Source organism: Streptomyces malaysiensis subsp. malaysiensis (assembly GCF_040653035.1).
GTDB classification, from domain to species: domain Bacteria; phylum Actinomycetota; class Actinomycetes; order Streptomycetales; family Streptomycetaceae; genus Streptomyces; species Streptomyces malaysiensis.
The window spans coordinates 366,373-385,122 of record NZ_JBEZNG010000008.1; the positions used below are offsets into that span (position 1 = coordinate 366,373).

17 protein-coding genes are annotated in these 18,750 nt (G+C 71.7%); 6 read left to right on the plus strand and 11 right to left on the minus strand.

The window, feature by feature from the left end; all coding sequences use genetic code 11:
• Positions 1-72 precede the first annotated feature (72 nt).
• Both AB0E24_RS19425 and AB0E24_RS19430 read left to right on the plus strand, forming a co-directional pair.
• Complete coding sequence (locus tag AB0E24_RS19425; RefSeq protein ID WP_079257188.1) at positions 73-1,293, plus strand: right-handed parallel beta-helix repeat-containing protein; 1,221 nt, start codon at positions 73-75, stop codon at positions 1,291-1,293.
• Between the two features lie 137 nt (positions 1,294-1,430).
• A complete protein-coding gene (locus AB0E24_RS19430) occupies positions 1,431-2,876 on the plus strand; it encodes an NCS2 family permease (protein WP_347235057.1) in 1,446 nt (481 codons plus the stop codon).
• Positions 2,877-2,913: 37 nt separating this feature from the next.
• On the opposite strand, the gene AB0E24_RS19435 is transcribed toward AB0E24_RS19430, so the two are convergent.
• From AB0E24_RS19435 to AB0E24_RS19455, 5 genes are all read right to left on the minus strand, one after another.
• Positions 2,914-3,894, minus strand: coding sequence for an aldo/keto reductase (locus tag AB0E24_RS19435; RefSeq protein WP_359378436.1), 981 nt, complete (start codon positions 3,892-3,894; stop codon positions 2,914-2,916).
• Between the two features lie 70 nt (positions 3,895-3,964).
• Positions 3,965-4,705 carry a response regulator transcription factor gene (locus tag AB0E24_RS19440; protein ID WP_373567898.1) on the minus strand — a complete coding sequence of 247 codons (741 nt, stop codon included), beginning with the start codon at positions 4,703-4,705 and terminating at the stop codon, positions 3,965-3,967.
• A complete protein-coding gene (locus AB0E24_RS19445; RefSeq protein WP_359378440.1) occupies positions 4,642-5,913 on the minus strand; it encodes a sensor histidine kinase in 1,272 nt (423 codons plus the stop codon). The genes AB0E24_RS19440 and AB0E24_RS19445 overlap by 64 nt, the downstream gene beginning before the upstream one ends.
• Positions 5,910-6,962 carry a hypothetical protein gene (locus tag AB0E24_RS19450; RefSeq protein ID WP_359378442.1) on the minus strand — a complete coding sequence of 351 codons (1,053 nt, stop codon included), beginning with the start codon at positions 6,960-6,962 and terminating at the stop codon, positions 5,910-5,912. The genes AB0E24_RS19445 and AB0E24_RS19450 overlap by 4 nt, the downstream gene beginning before the upstream one ends.
• Positions 6,963-7,055: 93 nt before the next feature.
• Positions 7,056-7,826 (minus strand): IclR family transcriptional regulator, encoded by a 771-nt coding sequence (locus tag AB0E24_RS19455; RefSeq protein ID WP_069869920.1) that lies wholly within the window; start codon positions 7,824-7,826, stop codon positions 7,056-7,058.
• Between the two features lie 87 nt (positions 7,827-7,913).
• Here AB0E24_RS19455 and AB0E24_RS19460 point away from each other — a divergent pair, with 87 nt between their 5' ends.
• Positions 7,914-9,497: an aldehyde dehydrogenase (NADP(+)) gene (locus tag AB0E24_RS19460; protein ID WP_099013358.1), complete on the plus strand. Its 1,584-nt coding sequence runs from the start codon at positions 7,914-7,916 to the stop codon at positions 9,495-9,497.
• Between the two features lie 265 nt (positions 9,498-9,762).
• Positions 9,763-10,809: an aminotransferase class V-fold PLP-dependent enzyme gene (locus tag AB0E24_RS19465; protein WP_347235055.1), complete on the plus strand. Its 1,047-nt coding sequence runs from the start codon at positions 9,763-9,765 to the stop codon at positions 10,807-10,809.
• Positions 10,810-10,942: 133 nt separating this feature from the next.
• On the opposite strand, the gene thpD is transcribed toward AB0E24_RS19465, so the two are convergent.
• The 6 genes from thpD to AB0E24_RS19495 form a co-directional block, all read right to left on the minus strand.
• The gene (thpD, locus tag AB0E24_RS19470; RefSeq protein WP_069869917.1) at positions 10,943-11,830 is read right to left on the minus strand and encodes an ectoine hydroxylase; all 888 of its coding nucleotides are present in this window, start codon (positions 11,828-11,830) and stop codon (positions 10,943-10,945) included.
• 4 nt (positions 11,831-11,834) lie between these two features.
• A complete protein-coding gene (locus AB0E24_RS19475) occupies positions 11,835-12,239 on the minus strand; it encodes an ectoine synthase (protein WP_069869916.1) in 405 nt (134 codons plus the stop codon).
• Positions 12,240-12,279: 40 nt separating this feature from the next.
• Positions 12,280-13,542: a diaminobutyrate--2-oxoglutarate transaminase gene (gene ectB, locus AB0E24_RS19480; RefSeq protein WP_093700080.1), complete on the minus strand. Its 1,263-nt coding sequence runs from the start codon at positions 13,540-13,542 to the stop codon at positions 12,280-12,282.
• Positions 13,543-13,612: 70 nt separating this feature from the next.
• On the minus strand, positions 13,613-14,173 hold the full coding sequence (gene ectA / locus AB0E24_RS19485) for a diaminobutyrate acetyltransferase (RefSeq protein ID WP_069869914.1): 561 nt from the start codon (positions 14,171-14,173) through the stop codon (positions 13,613-13,615).
• A gap of 320 nt (positions 14,174-14,493) precedes the next feature.
• On the minus strand, positions 14,494-15,306 hold the full coding sequence (locus AB0E24_RS19490) for a hypothetical protein (protein WP_174885583.1): 813 nt from the start codon (positions 15,304-15,306) through the stop codon (positions 14,494-14,496).
• On the minus strand, positions 15,306-15,923 hold the full coding sequence (locus AB0E24_RS19495) for a SigE family RNA polymerase sigma factor (RefSeq protein WP_430541499.1): 618 nt from the start codon (positions 15,921-15,923) through the stop codon (positions 15,306-15,308). Before AB0E24_RS19495 ends, AB0E24_RS19490 begins: the two co-directional genes overlap by 1 nt.
• Positions 15,924-16,377: 454 nt before the next feature.
• On the opposite strand from AB0E24_RS19495, the gene AB0E24_RS19500 reads away from it, so the two are divergent.
• Entirely contained in the window at positions 16,378-17,487 is a 1,110-nt protein-coding gene (locus tag AB0E24_RS19500) for an amidohydrolase family protein (protein ID WP_251771724.1), read from the plus strand.
• 306 nt (positions 17,488-17,793) lie between these two features.
• Positions 17,794-18,690, plus strand: a complete 897-nt coding sequence (locus tag AB0E24_RS19505; RefSeq protein ID WP_167460008.1) for an SCO1860 family LAETG-anchored protein — start codon at positions 17,794-17,796, stop codon at positions 18,688-18,690.
• Positions 18,691-18,750 lie beyond the last annotated feature (60 nt).

The window sequence follows — 18,750 nt, forward strand, 5'->3', positions numbered from 1 at the left end:
GCAACTACGACATGGATCGGGCCGGTCCGGATCCTCCGGCCCGTTCTCTCGACGCGGAACAGGGGAGTTGCCATGAGGCTGAGACGCAAGCGGGGCCGCCACCGCAGGCGCAAGGATCGTACGCTGCCGCTGGGCAGCGCCGTGATCGTGGCGTCGGCCGTGGCCGGGGTGTATCTGACGGCTTCGCCGGACGGCGCGAGCGCCGTGCCCACCACCCTGTACGTGGCCACCAACGGCAGTGACGGCAACACCGGCACGTTCAAGTCCCCCTACCGGAGCGTCGAGAAGGCGTTCTCGTCCGCCAAGGCGGGCACCATCATCGAGGTGCGCGGCGGTACGTACTACCCCGCCAGGACGCTGCGCAGCTCCGTCAGTGGCACCCCCCGCGAGCGCGTCCAACTGCGGTCCCACGGGGCCGAGAAGGTCCGGTTCGACGGGTCCAGACTGGGTGAGGGCTCCTCCCTGCTCTCCCTCTCGACCGACTACTGGACGGTCTCCGGGATCGAACTGCGCAACGCCCCGGGCGGCGGCCTGGTCTGCACCTCCTGTACGAGAAACGTCTTCCAGAACCTCAGCACCCACGGCAACGGCGACACCGGGCTCACCCTCCGCGGCGACCGCACCAATGACAACGTCATCCGCAACCTGGACTCCTACGCCAACCACGACGACGCCACCGGCGGCCAGCGAGCCGACGGCATAGCCCTCACCCATGGCTCCGGCACCGGCAATGTGGTCACCGGATCCCGGCTGTTCAACAACAGCGACGACGGCCTCGACCTGTGGATGTGGGCGAGCCCCGTCACCATCGAGCACTCCTGGGCCTTCGGAAACGGCCGCAACCGCTGGCACATCCCCTACTTCAAGGGCAACGGCAGCGGCTTCCAGCTCGGCGCCGACCGCGATGGCGCCCCCTCGCCCGCCCATGTCGTACGGTCCTCCGCCGCCTGGTCCAACACCAAGAGCGGTTTCGACGCGGGCGGCAACACCGGAGCCCTCCGGCTCCAGCGCACCACCGCCTTCGACAACTGGGGCAAGGGCTACTCCCTCGTCGGCTCCCAGGCCCGCCTCAACCGCAACCTCGCGCTCTCCAACGGGCGCGGCAGCGCCGACACCGGGCCCCTCGCCGTCTCCCGGGACAACAACTGGGCGCCGGGCCGCCGGGCCACCCCGCCGCTGGTCACCACCGACCCCACCACGGCCTCCAACCCCCGGCGGGAGGACGGCTCACTGCCGCTCACCGGCTTCCTCGTGGTCATGGACCGCACGGAGATGGGCTCGCCGATGAACTGACGGCGGCCCGGCCGCGCGGTGCGCCGCGCGGCCGCCGATCCCGTAACAAGAACAAAACCTGAATCGCGCTCAGGGCGGGCACAATCCCTTGATCCGGCATGCCGCCGATCCGCACGCCGTCCCCGAGGAGCGCGACCATGGCGAGACAGTTCACGGACAAGGCACCGGCCCCACCGGGGCCCGGACTCCGCCCGCTCGACCGGTACTTCCGGATATCCGAGCGCGGCTCCACCCTCGGCCGGGAGGTCCGGGGCGGATTCGCCACCTTCTTCACGATGGCGTACATCCTCGTGCTGAACCCGATCATCCTGGGCGGGGCGAAGGACAAGTTCGGCGAGCAGCTCTCGGGCACTCAACTCGCCACCGCCACCGCCCTGGTGGCCGCCGTGATGACCGTCCTCATGGGCATCGGCGGCAACCTTCCGCTCGCCCTCGCCGCGGGGCTCGGGCTCAACGCCGTCGTCGCCTTCCAGATCGCCCCGCAGATGAGCTGGGCCGACGCCATGGGCCTGGTGGTCCTGGAGGGCCTGATCATCTGCGCGCTGGTGGCGACCGGGCTGCGCGAGGCGGTGATGCACGCCATCCCGCAGCCGCTGAAGCAGGCGATCAGCGTGGGCATCGGGCTGTTCATCGCCTTCATCGGCTTCATCGACGCCGGGTTCGTCTCCCGGATACCGGGCCCCACCGGCTCCACGCCCGTACAGCTCGGCTCGGACGGCCGGCTCACCGGCTGGCCCGTGCTGGTCTTCTGTGTGGGGGTGCTGCTGACCGTCGCGCTGATGGCGCGCAAGGCCAAGGGCGCCCTGCTGATCAGCATCGTCGTCTCGACCGTGCTCGCGATCGTCATCAATGAGATCGCCGACATCCGGCCGGAGGCATGGGGGCTGACCGTGCCCACCCTCCCCGACAGCGTCGTCGACACCCCGGACTTCGGGCTGCTCGGCCACTTCAGCCTCTTCGGGGCGTTCCAGCAGGTCGGCGTGGTCACCATCGTCCTGCTGATCTTCACGCTCATCCTGTCCGACTTCTTCGACACCATGGGCACGGTCGTCGGCGTGAGCAATGAGGCCGGGCTGCTCGACGCCGAGGGCAGGGTGCCGGGCCTGGGGCGGGTGCTGCTCATCGACGGTGCGGCGGCCGCCTTCGGCGGCGCCGCGTCCGCCTCGTCCAACACCAGCTACATCGAATCGGCGGCCGGGGTCGGCGAGGGCGCGCGCACCGGCTTCGCCAGCGTGGTCACCGGAGCGCTGTTCGGGCTCGCGCTCTTCCTGACCCCGCTGGCCACCGTGGTGCCCGCGCAGGCCGCCGCCCCGGCGCTGATCGCCGTCGGCTTCCTGCTGATGAGCCAGGTGCGGTCCATCGACTGGGAGCGGCTCGACATCGCCGTCCCGGCGTTCCTCACCATCGCCCTGATGCCCTTCAGTTACTCCATCTCCAACGGCATCGGCGCCGGGTTCATCTCTTATGTGGTGATCAAGGCGGTGCTCGGCAAGGCACGGGAGGTGCACTGGCTGCTGTGGGGGACGGCCGCGCTGTTCGGCGTCTACTTCGCGATCGACCCCCTCGAGCGGCTGCTCACCTGAGCCGCCTCGGCGCCGGAAGCCGCCCCGCCCCGCCCCGTCAGCTGTGGCCCATGATGGGGCGCGGGCGGTAGGGGGCCTCCAGGCGGGACACGTCCTTCTCCTCGAGCGTCAGCCCGACCGCCGCGACCGCGTCCTCCAGATGGCCGATCTTCGTGGCCCCGACGATCGGCGCGGTGACCGCGGACCTGCCCAGCAGCCACGCCAGCGCGACCTGGGCGGGGGAGACCCCGCGCTCCTCGGCGATCGCGCGGGTGGCGTCCACTATGGAGAACTCCGCGTCCGCGTACCACTTCTCCACCAGCGGATCGCTGCCCGCCCGGACCGTGGTCCCGGTGCGGTCCCGGTCGCGGGTGCCCGCCAGCAGCCCGCGCGCCAGCGGGCTCCAGGGGATGACGCCCACGCCCTGGTCCAGGCAGAGCGGGTTCATCTCCCGCTCCTCCTCCCGGTAGAGCAGGTTGTAGTGGTTCTGCATGGCGGCGAACCGGGTCCAGCCGTGTGCCTCGGCCGTGTGCTGGGCCTTGGCGAACTGCCAGGCGTACATGGAGGACGCGCCTATATAGCGGGCCTTTCCGGCCCGCACCACATCGTGCAGCGCCTCCATCGTCTCCTCGATCGGTGTCTCGTGGTCGAAGCGGTGGATCTGGTAGAGGTCCACATGGTCGGTGCCCAGCCGCCGCAGCGAGGCGTCGATGCCCGCCATGATGTGCTTACGGGACAGCCCGCGGTCGTTGGGGCCCTCTCCCATCGGGTTGTAGACCTTGGTGGCGAGGACATAGTCGTCGCGGCTGGGGAAGAGTTCCCGCAGCAGCTCGCCGGTGATCTCCTCGCTCCGGCCGAGCGAGTACATATCGGCGGTGTCGAAGAAGGTCACCCCCGCCTCGGCCGCCCGCCGCACGATCGGCCGCGCGTCGTCGATGTCCAGCTGCCAGGGCCGGTGCTCGGGGCTGCCGTAGCTCATCATGCCCAGGCAGATCCGCGACACCTTGATGCCCGAGGCACCCAGCCGTACGTACTCCATGCGTCTGCTCCTCCTGCCCTGCCGCCCGTTCGGCGGACCCGTCACAGCAGACCACCCCGGCCGGGGGATGTCAGCCCGGTGTGACGAAACCGCTCTCATACGCGGCGATCACCGCCTGGGTGCGGTCCCGCACCCCCAACTTGGTGAGCACCGCCCCCACATGGGTCTTGACCGTGGCCGGTCCCACCGCCATCCGGGCCGCGATCTCGGAGTTGGACAGCCCGTCGGTCATCAGCCGCAGCACCACCGCCTCCCGCTCGGAGAGCCGGTCGCGCAGCGCCCGCGCCGACGCCTCGCGGTCCGGGCCGCGGGCGGCGGCGTGCTCGGCGGCCAGCGCCCGCACCGCGGCCGGGAACAGCAGCGAATCGCTGCGCGCCACCAGCCGCACCGCCTGCACCAGCTCCGCCGCCCGGGCCCGCTTGAGCAGAAAGCCGCTGGCTCCCGCGCGCAGCGCGTCGTACACATAGCTGTCGTTCTCGAACGTCGTCACCACGATGACGCGCGGCGGATCCGGCAGGGTGCCCAGGATTCGCTCGGTGGCGCGGATGCCGTCCACATCGGGCATCCGGACATCCATCAGCACGACGTCCGGACGCAGTTCACGGACCACCGGCACGGCCTCGGCGCCGCTCCCGGCCTCGCCCACCACCTCGAGGTCCGGTTCGCTGGAGAGGATCGCGCGCAGCGCGGTGCGCACCATCCGCTCGTCGTCCACGAGCACGATGCGCAGGAGGGACGGCGGAGTGCTCACCGGGCCGCCTCCAGGGGGAGCCGGACCGTCAGCCGCCAGACGCCGTCCACGGTGTCCCATGCACAGGTGCCGCGCAGCAGGGTGACCCGCTCGGCGATACCGCGCAGCCCGCGCCCGCCGCCGGTGGGCCGTGTCCGGGTGGTTCCGTCCACCGGGTTCTCCATCGTGATCTCCACCTTCTTGCGGTCCTCGGCGATCCGGAGCCGCACCGGCACCCGGCCCGCGTGGCGCAGTGCGTTGCTGAGCCCCTCCTGGACGATGCGGTACGCCTCGCGGGAGACGACGGGCGGCAGCCGGTCCAGCGTGCCCGGGGCCGTCAGCTCGACGGCTACGCCGGCGGCCCGGGTGCGGGTGAGCAGCCCGTCAAGATCCATCAGGGTGGGGGAGGGGGCGGGGGCGGGGGCCGGGCCGTCCTCCCCTTCCCGTAACAGGCCCAGCACGCTGTCGAGTTCGCCGACCGCCTCCCGGGTGGTCTCCTCGATGGCCGCCAGCGCCTCCCGGGCGAAGTCCGGATCGGTGTCGAGGACCTTACGGGCCGCGCCCGCCTGGAGGGTCACCGCGCTCAGCGCATGGCCGACCGAGTCGTGCAGCTCACGGGCGAGCCGGTTGCGGGAGGCGAGCCGGGCGGCCCGCTCCTCGGCGGCGGCGAGCCGGTCGGCGGGGGCCGGGCCGAGCAGCGCGGGCGCACAGCGGGCCAGCAGCGCCCCGGCGGCCGCCGCGATCCCCATGATCAGGGCCAGCAGCCCCACCCCGGCCAGGGGCGCCAGCTCGGCGGGGGCCCCGGCGAAGGCGTGCGGCCAGCCCAGCCCGTCGGTGTACGAGTCATCGGTGAACGGCAGGGCGACCAGCAGCGCCGAGGCGGGCAGCAGGGCCAGGATGAGCCCGCTGACCAGCCCGCCGATGGCCAGGTGCAGTCCGTACCAGAACGCGGTGCGGGCGCGTGCGTCCCATGACCCGGCGGGTCCGGCCGCGAGTTCCACGGACTCCGGCAGCCCGCACAGCGACCGCGCGGCGGTGGCCTCCAGGGGGCGTACGAGCGGCAGGAGCGCGGTCGGCGCGGCCAGTGGCAGGGCCGAGGCGAAGGTGACCAGCTGCCACCGCAGCGAGGTGAACGGATCGGCGCCCCGGACGAGCATCGCGAGGACGACGGCGGTCAGCAGGTAGTACGGCATCAGCAGGGCGCCGCCCAGCACCAGATGGACCCAGCGCAGCTGGGCCCGGCGGCCGATCACCGCACGGACCGCCCGCCGCCACCCCGACCCGGTCACGGGGCCCGGCGCTCGGCCGCGCGCCCGGCACCGGCGGAGCCGCGCTCGCGGAGGAAGCGCCCGCCCGCCGCGAGGACGAGCAGTCCGACGGTCATCTGCACAGCGTAGGTCAGATTCATCAGCGCGGTCGGCTCCTTGGCGGCGTTCCCGGCGGTCAGCCCGGCCAGCAGAAGCCAGCCGCCCCAGCAGGCGAGAGCCGCGGAGCCGACCCAGGCGAGGCCGAGCGGCAGGGCGAGGCGCAGCGGGCGCCCGGCGCGGAAGGCGATCATGAGCACGCCGACGGCGGTGACCAGCGCGAACAGCACATACACGCCCTCCAGGACGGCGAAGTCACTGGTGCGGTCCTGGGCCCGGTACCGGTTCAGCCCGGTGGCCGACCCCGTGGCCCACAGCAGATGGACGGCGGCGGGCACCGCGGTGAGCAGGGCGATGACGACGGCGGCCGGGCGCCGGAGGGCGCGGTCCGGCGCGCGGACGGGCAGATCGGCGATCCGGCCGCGCCACAGATGGCCCCAGCGGCGGCGGGCGTACAGCACGAACAGGCCCCCCAGGGCCAGACCCTGCACGATGAACCCGCCGTAGACCATCCCGAAGACCCACTCGGCCAGGAACGTCCCGCCCGCTCCTGAGGACTGCCCTGGGTCCGTCCCGTCGCCGCCGAAGCCCAGCGCCCTGGCCGCCAACTGGGCCGGGAATCCGGCCATGATGGGCGCGAGCAGACCGCAGGCCACCCAGGCGGGCAGGGCCGTCAGCCAGGCCGGCGCCCGCAGCCCCCAGGGGCGGGTGAGCAGCAGGGCGAGGACGACCACGGCGCCGTCCATGAGCACCGACAGGCCGTTGACGACGACCATCAGCGTCTGCCGGCCGGGGTCGCGCAGCTCACTGCCCTCGGGGATGCCGAGGTGACTGCCGGTCATCCAGGCGGCCTTGAGGCCGATGTAGGGGAGACAGGCGAGGATCGCGACGGCCCGCAGGATCCGCGCGGTCAGGTCACCGGGCAGGCGGGCGGGTGCGGAGCGCGTCCGGGGGCCGGGGAGGGTGTGGGTCATGGTCACCAGCCTCCCGGCACGGTGGGCGCGGCGCCTCACCCCGCCCGACGATCCCCCTCCGCCGCATGGCGGAGGCGGCCGTCCTCCCGTGGGTCAGAGGCGGCGCGTCGCGAGGGTGAGCCGGTCCCGGGCGTCGAACAGGGCGTCCTTGATCATCTGCTCATGGGCGGGGGTGAGCCGGGCCACCGGCACCGAGCAGCTGATGGCGTCGCGCGAGGGGGTGCGGTACGGGATGGCGATGCCGAAGCAGCGCAGGCCCAGGGTGTTCTCCTCGCGGTCCACCGCGTACCCCTGCTCCCGGACGAGGTGCAACTCCTCGATCAGCTTCTCGCGGTCGGTGATGGTGTGCTCGGTGAGCTGGCTCAGCGTCTCCGGCAGCAGCTTGCGCACCTGCTCGTCGGAGTACGTGGCCAGCAGCGCCTTGCCCAGCGAGGTGGAGTGGGCGGGCAGCCGGCGGCCGACGCGGGTGAAGGGGCGCAGATAGTGCTGCGACTGCCGGGTGGCGAGATAGACGATATTGGTGCCGTCGAGCCGGGCGAGGTGGATGGTCTCGGTGGTGTCGTCCGAGAGCCGGTCCAGGGTGGGGCGGGCGGCGGCCACGACCTCGTCACCGTCGATGTAGGAGGTGCCGACGAGCAGGGCGCGCACCCCGATGCCGTAGCGGGTGCCGGTGGCGTCGGTCTCCACCCAGCCGAGCTCCACCAGGGTGCGCAGCAGCATGTAGAGGCTCGACTTGGGATAGCCCACGGCCTCCTGCACCGCGGCGAGGCTGTGCATACCGGGCCGCCCGGCGAAGAACTCCAGCAGTTCGACGGTGCGGACCGCCGACTTGACCTGGGCCCCACCCGTCTCGGCAGCTGACATCGCCTTGACCCCTCTGTTCGACCAGCCATAGAGTCCCAGGGGGAAATTCATCACCCGGGACAGCGTTCAGCATATCGAACACCGTCGATGTGTGAGACGCAAGCAGCGGTAACACCACAGCAGGAGGAATCCGCGGTGTCAGCACCAGTGTGGAGCGTCGACCCCCGAACCGGAAAGCAGCGCGAGCAGGTAGCGGTCGAAGCCACGGCGGAGGAGGTCGACCGCGTGGTGCGCGCGGCCCATGCCGCCCGCGGTTCCCTGGCCGACCGCGCGGTGCGCGCCGCCTTGCTGCGCACGGCCGCCGACCTGCTCGACGAGGCCCGTGACCTGCTGGTCGAGGCCGCCGACGCGGAGACCGCGCTCGGCCCCGCCCGGCTCACGGGCGAGCTGGCCCGCACCACCTACCAGCTGCGGTCCTTCGCGACCATCGTGGACGAGGGCGGCTTCCTCGACGTCCGCATCGACCACGCCGACGCCACCCAGACCCCGCCCTGGCCCGATCTGCGCCGCTACAAGCTGCCGCTCGGCGTCGTCGCCGTCTACGCCGCCAGCAACTTCCCGCTCGCCTTCTCCGTGCCCGGCGGCGACACCGCGAGCGCCCTCGCCGCGGGCTGCCCGGTCATCGTCAAGGCCCACCCCGACCACCCCGCCACCTCCGAGGTGGCCGCCTCCGCGCTGCGCCGCGCCGCCGAGCGGGTCGGGGTGCCCGCCGAGGTGATCGCGGTGGTGCACGGCTTCGACGCGGGCATCGAGCTGGTCGGGCATCCGCTGATCGCCGCCGCCGGTTTCACCGGATCGGTCCGCGGCGGCCGCGCCCTGCACGACGCGGCGGCCTCCCGCCCGGTGCCGATCCCCTTCCACGGCGAGCTCGGCAGCCTCAACCCGGTGGTGGTCACCGAGGCCGCGGCGGCCGAGCGCGGCGACCAGATCGGCGCGGGGCTCGCGGGCTCGATGACGCTGGGCGTCGGCCAGTTCTGCACCAAGCCCGGCTTCGTCCTGGCCCCGGCCGGCCCGGCGGGCGACGGCCTGGTGAAGTCCCTCACCGAGGCGGTCAGCAACACCGAGGCCGGAGTCCTGCTCGACCACCGGATGCGGGACAACTTCGTCGCCGGGGTCCAGGAGCGCGCCGAGCTGGCGGACGTGGAGGCCCCGGTCACCCCCGGCGCCGGCGGTGAGCACACGGTCAGCGCGGGCTTCCTGACCGTCCCGGCGGGGCGGCTGGCCGAAAGCGGCCCGCACGACGCGCTGCTGGAGGAGTGCTTCGGCCCGGTGACCGTCGTGGCGCGCTACGAGAGCGACGAGGAGATCAGCGCGGTGCTCGGCAGGCTTCCGGGCAACCTCACCGCCACTATCCACCTCTCCGCCGCCGAGGCCGAGGGCACCGAGGGCCGGGCCGGTGAGCTGATCGCCGAGCTCACCCCGCTGGCCGGCCGGGTCCTGGTCAACGGCTGGCCGACCGGTGTCGCGGTCGCCCCCGCCCAGCACCACGGCGGGCCCTACCCGGCCACCACCTCCACCTCCACCTCGGTCGGCGGCACCGCCATCGAGCGCTGGCTGCGGCCGGTCGCCTACCAGGACACCCCGGCCGCCCTGCTGCCGCCGGAGCTGCGCGACGAGAACCCGCTGGAGCTGCCGCGGCGGATCAACGGCGTCCGGGAGCAGCGCGGCTGACGCCCGGAACGACGGCACGGCCGCCGGACCCGCGGACCTGACCCGCGTGTCCGGCGGCCGTTTCGGCATGCCCGCGGCCGTGTACGTCGTATGGGGCCTGAGGCGGTCGGCCTGATGCGGCCGATCCGCGGGGTGTGTTCACCCGGGTGCCGTGCCACGTGGAGGAATCGCCGCAGGTCAGCGGGGATGCATAAGGATCGCTTGAAGGCATCCCACAAGAAATCGCGATGGACGCCGGGGTGAGCGCGTTCCATAGTGGTTGGACATGGAGAGCCTGGCGGGCGCCGAATTCGCGCCACACACGACGTATCTCACCACCGCGTCCAGCGGTCTGATCCCCGCACGCTCCGTAGCCGCCGTGCAGGCGGTCCTCGACGGCTCGGCCGCCGGACAGCCCATCGTCGACGTGGCCTTCGAGGCGGTCGAGGCGGCCCGTGCCGCCTATGCCCGGCTGGTCGGCGTACCGGCCCGGCGGGTCGCGGCGGGCAGCTCCGTCGCCGTGTACGCGGGGATGATCGCCACCTCGCTGCCGCCCGGCGCCGAAGTCCTGGTGGCCGAGGGCGACTTCAGCTCCCTGGTCAACCCCTTCGCCGTCCGCGGCGACCTCAAGCTGCGCATCGTCCCGCTGGAGGAGATCGCGGAGGCGGTACGGCCCGGTACGGCGCTGGTGGCCGTGAGCGCGGTCCAGTCGGCGGACGGGCGGATCGCCGATCTCGACGCCATCCGGGAGGCGGCCCGGACCCATGGGGCCCGCACCCTGGTGGACGTCAGCCAGGCGGCCGGCTGGTTCCCGGTGAACGCCGCCGAGGCCGACTACACCGTCTGCGTGGCCTACAAGTGGCTGATGTGCCCGCGCGGTGCCGCCTTCCTGACCGTGCCGGAGGACCTCGGCGGACTCACCCCCGTCTTCGCGGGCTGGGTCGCGGGGGAGAAGCCCTGGGACAGCTGCTACGGCCCGGTGGAGGAACTCGCCCACTCCGCCCGCCGCTTCGACGAGAGCCCGAGCGTCTACTCCTACGTGGCGGCCCGCCACTCCCTGGCGCTGATCGAGGAGCTGGGCACCGAGGCCATCGCCGCCCATGACCGCGCGCTCGCCGACCGCTTCCGGGACGGGGTCATCGGACTCGGCCACCGGCCCATCGCCGCCCCCGGCTCGGCCATCGTCTCCGTACCCGGCCTGGGCGACGTCGCGCCCCGGCTGGCGGAGGCGGAGGTCCATGTCTCGGCGCGGGCCGGTAACCTCCGCGCCTCCTTCCACCTCTACAACACCGCGGCCGATGTGGACCGGCTGCTGGAGAAGCTGTCCGGCTGAGTCGGCTCCCCGCGGCCAAGCCTGACGCGCCAAGCAGGCGGGTGGTGCAAAGGGACAGGGCAAAAATCTGAGGGAAGCCGGGGCACTCCGGCTTCCCTCAGATCACGGACGTCACATCAGCGCACGGCGGTTGTCACCGTACGGGCGTGAAGTCCCTCGCACCGATGAAGTCCGGCCGGGGGACCGGCGCGGCGAACGGCTCGACCGCGGTGTTCTCCACGCTGTTGAACACGATGAACACATTGCTGCGGGAGAACGGCGTGATGTTGTCGCCGGACCCGTGCATGCAGTTGCAGTCGAACCAGACCGCCGAGCCGGGCTTGCCGGTGAACTGTCTGATGCCGTGCTTGTCGGCGAAGCCGCTGAGCGCCTCGTCGGACGGGGTGCCCGCGTCCTGCATCTGAAGCGACTTCTTGTAGTTGTCCTTCGGCGTCGCGCCCGCACAGCCCAGGAAGGTGCGGTGCGAGCCCGGCATGATCATCAAGCTGCCGTTGTGCGCGAAGTTCTCGGTGAGCGCGACCGAGACCGACACGGTCCGCATGTTCGGCAGCCCGTCCTCGGCGTGCCAGGTCTCGAAGTCCGAGTGCCAGTAGAAGCCCGAGGCGCCAAAGCCCGGCTTGACATTGATCCGGCTCTGGTGGACGTAGACGTCCGAGCCGAGGATGTGCCGAGCGCGGCCCACCACACGCGGGTCGCGCACCAGTTTGGCGAAGACCTCGCTGATCCGGTGCACCTCGAACACCGACCGTACGTCCTGCGACGTCGGCTCGATGATCGAGCGTTCGTCGGCGCGCACGTCCGGATCGGCGATCATCCGGTCCAATTCGGCGCGGTATTCCGCCACCTCATCCGGAGTGATCAGCTCATCGATCGCCAGGAAGCCGTCGCGATCGAAATCGCTCAGCTCGGACGGTTGCAGCGGCCCTGGGGCTCCGGGCGCGGACCACACCACGGGGTCCACGCGCGGTGTCGCCACCTCCACAGCCCCACGGGTCGGGTACAGGTCAGTGACCGCGGTCATCGGTTCATGCCTCCTCGGTCTCGGTGATCAGCGGGTATACGCCGTTCTCATCATGGTCCTCCCGTCCGGTGATCGGCGGGTTGAATACACAGACGCACCGGAAATCCGTTTTGGGGCGCATCGTGTGCTTCTCATGTCCGTCGAGCAGATACATGGTGCCGGGCGTGATCCAGTGCTTCTCACCGGTCTCGTCGTTGGTGAGCTCGGCCTCGCCCTCGACGCACAGCACCGCCTCGATGTGGTTGGCGTACCACATCGACGTCTCGGTGCCCGCGTAGAGGATGGTCTCGTGCAACGAGAAGCCGACGCCCTCCTTGGCGAGCACGATGCGCTTGCTCTCCCAGGTGCCGGACTTGGACCTCACATGCCTCTCGGTGTCCTCGATGTCCTTGAAGGATCGGACGATCACGGTGAGTTCTTGCCTTTCTCTTCTCTGCGGTGCGGGAGGATCATGCGGTCTCGCGGACCGCGCGGGCGAGGGTCCGCAGCCCCTCGTCCAGGTCATCGGGGGAGATCGTCAGCGCGGGCAGCAGCTTGACGACCTCGCTCTCGGGGCCGGACGTCTCCAGCAGCAGCCCCAGCTCGAAGGCGCGCCGGCAGACCGCCGTGGCGCGCGGCTTGTCGTCGAACTCCAGCCCCCACACCAGGCCGCGGCCGCGGAACTGGGTGCCGGACTGCTCCTCGCAGATGGCGCGCAGGGCCAGCTCGACCTGCTCGCCGCGGGCCAGGGTCTGCTTCTCCATCTGGCCGTCGGCCCAGTAGGTGTCCAGGGTCGCGGCGGCGGTCACGAACGCGGGGTTGTTGCCGCGGAAGGTGCCGTTGTGCTCACCGGGCTCCCAGATGTCCAGCTCGGGCTTGAAGAGGGCGAGCGACATCGGCATGCCGTAGCCGCTGATGGACTTGGAGACGGTCACGATGTCCGGGGTGATGCCCGCCTCCTCGAAGGAGAAGAAGGCGCCCGTGCGGCCGCAGCCCATCTGGATGTCGTCGACGATCAGCAGCATGTCCTGGCGCTCGCACAGCTCGGCCAGGGCGCGCAGCCACTCGGGCCGCGCCACGTTGATGCCGCCCTCGCCCTGTACGGTCTCGACGATCACGGCGGCGGGCCGGTTGAGACCGGAGCCCTGGTCCTCCAGCAGCCGCTCGAACCACAGGAAGTCCGGGATCGTGCCGTCGAAGTAGTTGTCGAACGGCATCGGGGTGCCGTGGACCAGCGGGATGCCCGCACCGGCGCGCTTGAAGGCGTTGCCGGTCACGGCCAGTGAGCCCAGCGACATGCCGTGGAAGGCGTTGGTGAAGGAGACGATGGCCTCGCGGCCCTTGACCTTACGGGCCAGCTTCAGGGCGGCCTCGACGGCGTTGGTGCCGGTCGGGCCCGGGAACATGACCTTGTAGGGCAGATCGCGCGGGCGCAGGATGTGGTTCTGGAACGATTCGAGGAACGCGCGCTTGGCCGTGGTGGACATGTCCAGGCCGTGTGTGACGCCGTCACGCTCGATGTAGTCGATCAGCGCCCGTTTCAGCACCGGGTTGTTGTGGCCGTAGTTGAGCGACCCGGCTCCGGCGAAGAAGTCGAGGTACGTGTGGCCGTCCTCGTCGTACATGTGGCTGCCCTGCGCGCGGTCGAAGACGGCGGGCCAGCCACGGCAGTAGCTGCGCACCTCCGACTCCAGGGCCTCGAAGACGCTCAGGGCGGGCGGGGTGATGGTCACAGCGTTCTCCTGGGAGAGGGGTGTGAGGGGGGTGAGGAGGGTGAGGGTTCGAGGGGAATCGAGGTGGGGGTCAGGTCCGGTCGGCGCTCGGCCCGAGGGAGCCGAGCGGACCGATGCGGTAGAGCACCTCGGGCTCGTGCGCACCGTCGGGGAACAGTCCGCCATGGAAGAGCACCTCACGCTCGAGCGGCGCTTGATGCCGCTCGGCGAACGAGGTGAACAGCCGGTTCGAGGCGGTGTTGTCCGGGGTGATCGTCGTCTCTATGCCGCGGACGCCCGTCGCGGCGACCCGCTTGACCAGCCCGTCCAGCAGGGTGGCGGCCAGTCCGCGGCCACGCCGGGCGTGGTCGACGGCGACCTGCCAGACGACCAGGGTCTCGGGGCGCTCGGGGCGGACGTAGCCGGTGATGAAGCCGACCGGTCCGCCGTCGGCGTCGCGCGCCACTACGGATGTGGCGGCGAAGTCGCGGCACCACAGGAGGTAGCTGTAGGAGGAGTTGAGGTCCAGGGCTTTGGAGTCGCGTGCGATTCGCCAGATCGCGGCTCCGTCCTCGACGCGCGGGGTGTCGAGGGTCAGGTCCTCCGGCAAATCCAATTCGCTACGGACAAGGTCTGCTTGTGCGGCGGTCATGCAAATTCAATTTACCCAGCAGAATCGGAAAATGCATCGCGGTGGGGGGTTACGCGAAAGGGGGTGGTCGTGTTATCACGCGGGAGCGCGCGTGCGCGCGGCCGCACGCCGAAAGAGGCTGATTTGTGGGGGAGATACCGGGGCAAAGTGAATCTCATGTGTGGTCCGTCACATGTGCGTAATCGCCCGGTGACTGTCTTGAATTACGGGATCAGGATCCCGTGAAAAAATTTTGTGTTTAGGAATCACAAAAGCGGGCAGACGAATGTGGAAGCAGTAGCGGAAAAACGCGGAGAATTTCTGGCCAAGCTGCCATGAATTCAATCTCCCACGGTGAACCGGGGGAAGTCGCCCCGCACCGCGAAGGCCCCGGAGTCACCGTTGCCCGAGGCCGAGTAGGCGTCCCGGCCGTTGTCCCGCTCGCCCTCGGCGTGGTTGTACTGCCCCGCGAAGACGAATCGGCCCGCGGGTACGGTCGCACCCTTCCGGAGCGTCCAGCGGTAGACCAGCGCACCGTCCTCGATATGCGTGGCGGCGGTCATATCGGAGGTCGGCAGCGAGCTCCAGGAGCCGGTGGACCGCACACCCCCGGTCTCCGCGACCCGCAGCTCCACCGTCAGCGAGGTCAGCGGCCTGCCGATGGTGAGCGTGATGTCGCTCTGCGCCCAGTAAGGGTTGGAATGGGCGTTGATGGTGCCCTTGGACCGTACGGTCGGCTCGGCGAGGTGGTTTGGACCGGCCGCGGTGGGATAGGCGCTCGGCGTGTGCCGCTCAGCTTCGCTCTGCGACCCGGCGCCCGGCTCCTCCCCGGGCCGTGTGTCCGCGCCCGCGCCCGCCGGGGGCACGACGGGTTCGCTCGAGGTGCGCACCGTCTGCGGCCGCTCGGCACCGTCCGTGGCCAGCACCACGAGGCCCGTCGCGGCGACCGCCGCCGCCAGCCCGGCGACCGGGCCCACCATCCGGGACCGGCGCGGGCCCATCCGCGGGGCCCGGTTCCGGCGTCGGTCATCGGCCGCGATGCCCGCCGTGACCCTCGCCAGCATCCTGCTCCGGTCCGGTTCATGGGAGGCGGCGGCCGCGCGCAGCTCGGCGACGACATCGCGGCCCTCGGCGCGCTCGCGATGCTCGATCATCAACTGCCCCCTCCTGCGTGCCCGGCGTGGCCCATATGACCCGAGTGACGAGCGGGGCCCGTGGGACCTGTGCCCGTGGGACCTGTGCCCGCGGGACCTGTGCCCGCGGGACCTGTGTTCCCGGAGCGGAGCGTCCGTACCGTCCGCCCCGCGTCCGTCGCCCCGGGCAGCTCGCCCTCGCCGTCCGGAGGGCCGAGCAGCCGCTCCAGCTCGGCGATTCCGCGGGAGGTCTGACTCTTGACCGTGCCCACCGAAATGCCCAGCGTACGGGCCGTCTCCCGCTCGGAGAGGTCGAACGCGTGCCGCAGCACCACACATGCCCGCTTGCGGAACGGCAGCCGGACCAGCGCGGCCTGCACATCCACCACGGCGGACACATCGGGGTCGTCCACATGGTCGGAGCGCTGCGAGGAGAAGAGCGCCACCCGCCGCCGCTCGCGCACCAGGCTGCGGATCCGGGAGCGGGCCAGATTGGCGACCACGCCCCGGGCGTACGCGGCCGGATGGTCGGCGGCCCGCACCCGGTCCCACTGGTGCCAGACCGCCACCAGCGCGTCGGCCGCCAGGTCGTCCGCCCCGTCGGAACTGCCGAGCAGCAGATGGGCGAGGCGGGCCAGCTCGGCGTGGTGCCGCTCGAAGAAGTCCCGGAACTCGGCTTGTGGGTCGGGTGGGCCGGGTGGGTCGGGGTGCGGGGCGGCGCTCTGTAAGTCGGCGTGCGGTGCGGCCGGTGGGTCGGGGTGCCCAGTGGCCGGGGAGCCGGCCGGTAAGTCGGCCGGTAAGTCGGGGTGGGCGTCGGCCGATAAGCCGTCGGGGCCCTCCGGCGCGTCGGGCGCCTCCGGTGCTGCGGCCCGTGGTGGGTCCGTCGTGTGCGTCGTGTCCATCGGTACGGCTCGCGCGGTGCTCGCGGCGGCCGCGTCATCGGTCGGAGCGCTCACGAGGACCTCCTCACTGCCGCTCGTCCGGTGGGTTGCGTGAGCGTAGCAGCGCTGCGCAAGTTGTTCGAGTGGCGCCGTTCCGGCTCCTGGGAATTGGCCGGTCAACGCCCTGCCCCGGTCTCGTACAGTGCGTTGCATGAGGGATAGCGCGGTGCTCCATATCAAGGGCCGGGTCCTGGTCGGACCGGACACCGGCGACGCTGCCGGGGACATCCGGGACGAGCTGTGGGTGGTCGACGGCCGGATCACGTTCGAGCGGCCGGCCGGGGCCAGGGACATCCGGCTGATCGAGGGCTGGGTGCTGCCCGGACTCGTCGACGCCCACTGCCATGTCGGCCTCGACGCCCATGGCGCGGTGGACGACTCCACCAGCGAGAAACAGGCGCTGACCGACCGTGACGCCGGGGCCCTGCTGCTGCGGGACGCGGGATCGCCGGCCGACACCCGCTGGATCGACGACCGCGAGGATCTGCCCCGCATCATCCGGGCCGGCCGCCATATCGCCCGTACCAGGCGCTACATCCGCAACTACGCGTATGAGATCGAGCCCGAGGACCTGGTCGCCTATGTGGCCGCGGAGGCACGGCGCGGCGACGGCTGGGTCAAGCTGGTCGGCGACTGGATCGACCGGGAGACCGGTGACCTGGGGTCCTGCTGGCCGCGCGGCGCGGTCGAGGCGGCCATCGCGGAGGCGCACCGGCTGGGCGCGCGGGTCACGGCGCACTGTTTCGCCGAGGAGAGCCTGGCCCCGCTGGTCGAGGCGGGGATCGACTGCATTGAGCACGCCACCGGGCTCACCGAGGAGACCATCCCGCTGTTCGCCGAGCGGGGCGTGGCGATCGTCCCGACCCTGGTCAACATCGCCACCTTCCCGCGGCTGGCGCTGGGCGGCGAGGCGAGGTTCCCGCGCTGGGCCGACCATATGCGGCGGCTGCACGAGCGCCGGTACGAGACGGTGCGGGCCGCCTACGACGCGGGCATCCCGATCTACACCGGCACCGACGCGGGCGGCGGCCTGGCCCATGGGCTGGTCGGGCAGGAGGTCGCCGAGCTGGTGAAGGCGGGCATCCCGGCGCGGGACGCGCTCTCGGCGGCGACCTGGGGGGCGCGCGACTGGCTCGGGCGGCCGGGTCTCACCGAGGGTGCCTCCGCCGATCTCGTCGTCTACGACGCGGATCCGCGCGCCGATGTGCGGGTGCTGACGACGCCGCGGCGGGTGGTGCTGCGGGGACGCGTGGTCGGCTGACCGGGCCACGGGGGTCGACCGGACACAGGGTCCGACCGGACACGGGGGCCGACCGGACACGGGGGACGGGGCGCGGGGACGGGTGGGGCGCGGGGTTCCCGAAGGGAACGCGGTTCGAACTGGGCGGCGAACCGCACCCATTGGGGTGAACGGACATGATGTGTCTGCCTGTTTACCCTCGGTGCGCAAATATGGCGTGGTCGAGGCCGTCGGCGCCCGTGGAGTCCCCCGCGGCAGGCGCCGGCGGCTCCATGTCTCCTGTGGGGGTCTACTCACGTGTCCTGTTCCAGTAACACCTACTTCGGCATGCCCACCCGCCGTCTGGCGGCCGCCACTGCCGCTGCCGCGGTCTCCGTCCTGGGCCTGCTGCCCGCGGCGACCGCGCAGGCCGACACCGGTGCGACCACCGGTAAGGCGGGTGCGGTCGTGCTCCGCACCGATCTCGATGTCTCCCTGCTCAACAAGACCGTCTCGGCTCCGCTCTCGGTCGCGCTGAACGAGGTTCACGCGCCCGCGACCGCCAGCAAGACGGCACTCAGCGCGACCTTGGACGGCGTGGACGGGGGCCGGCCGTTCAATGTGCTCCGGGCCGATGTGGCCACTGCACGGGCCGCGGCGGACAAGCAGCGGGCCGAGGGGTACTCCAACCTCGTCAACGCCCGGGTCAATGTGCCGGGTCTGGCCGCGGTGCCGCTGATCACGGTCGAGCAGGTGACCTCGAAGGCGGTGTGTGCCGCGGGGAAGCGGCCGACCGCCCACTCCAACCTGCTCGGCAGCGTCAGCGTGCTCGGCAGGAAGGCCACCCTGAGCACAAGCGGCACCACCACGGTGGATGTGCCGTCGCTCGGCCAGGTCCGGCTCGATCTGTCACGGACGGCCACCACCTCGCGGACGGCGGCGGCCACGGCCCTCAACCTGAGGGTCTCCGTGAACCCGCTCAAGCTGAACGTCTCCGAGGTCGAGGGGCAGGTCACCCTCGCCCGGGCGACCTGTGAGGCGCCGGTGGCCGCAGCGGTGGAGCCCAGCCCGAGCGTGGGCTCCCAGACCACGCCCGAGCCCAAGCCGGAGCACCTGGCCGAGACCGGTGGCAGCTCGGCCACGCCGTACCTGGTGGGCGGCGGTGCCCTGCTGCTCGCCGCGGGCGGTGGCGCCCTCGTCCTGGCCCGCCGCCGTCGCGCCGGCGGCGGCAGCGACGCCGGCTGACGTCGGCTGACACCTGGCCTGGCCCGGGCGTCTGGGCTTGGCCCGGATGTCTGGGCTTGG

Excerpts from the sequence above, each read along its gene's own strand:
- AB0E24_RS19430 (WP_347235057.1), top strand. The coding sequence starts at position 1,431 with ATGGCGAGACAGTTCACGGACAAGGCACCGGCCCCACCGGGGCCCGGA.
- ectA (WP_069869914.1), bottom strand. The coding sequence starts at position 14,173 with ATGACCGCCGCACAAGCAGACCTTGTCCGTAGCGAATTGGATTTGCCG.
- thpD (WP_069869917.1), bottom strand. The coding sequence starts at position 11,830 with ATGACCGCGGTCACTGACCTGTACCCGACCCGTGGGGCTGTGGAGGTG.
- AB0E24_RS19465 (WP_347235055.1), top strand. The coding sequence starts at position 9,763 with ATGGAGAGCCTGGCGGGCGCCGAATTCGCGCCACACACGACGTATCTC.
- AB0E24_RS19425 (WP_079257188.1), top strand. The coding sequence starts at position 73 with ATGAGGCTGAGACGCAAGCGGGGCCGCCACCGCAGGCGCAAGGATCGT.
- AB0E24_RS19440 (WP_373567898.1), bottom strand. The coding sequence starts at position 4,705 with ATGGGACACCGTGGACGGCGTCTGGCGGCTGACGGTCCGGCTCCCCCT.
- AB0E24_RS19455 (WP_069869920.1), bottom strand. The coding sequence starts at position 7,826 with ATGTCAGCTGCCGAGACGGGTGGGGCCCAGGTCAAGTCGGCGGTCCGC.
- AB0E24_RS19500 (WP_251771724.1), top strand. The coding sequence starts at position 16,378 with ATGAGGGATAGCGCGGTGCTCCATATCAAGGGCCGGGTCCTGGTCGGA.
- AB0E24_RS19435 (WP_359378436.1), bottom strand. The coding sequence starts at position 3,894 with ATGGAGTACGTACGGCTGGGTGCCTCGGGCATCAAGGTGTCGCGGATC.
- AB0E24_RS19460 (WP_099013358.1), top strand. The coding sequence starts at position 7,914 with ATGTGTGAGACGCAAGCAGCGGTAACACCACAGCAGGAGGAATCCGCG.
- AB0E24_RS19490 (WP_174885583.1), bottom strand. The coding sequence starts at position 15,306 with ATGATCGAGCATCGCGAGCGCGCCGAGGGCCGCGATGTCGTCGCCGAG.
- AB0E24_RS19450 (WP_359378442.1), bottom strand. The coding sequence starts at position 6,962 with ATGACCCACACCCTCCCCGGCCCCCGGACGCGCTCCGCACCCGCCCGC.
- AB0E24_RS19505 (WP_167460008.1), top strand. The coding sequence starts at position 17,794 with ATGCCCACCCGCCGTCTGGCGGCCGCCACTGCCGCTGCCGCGGTCTCC.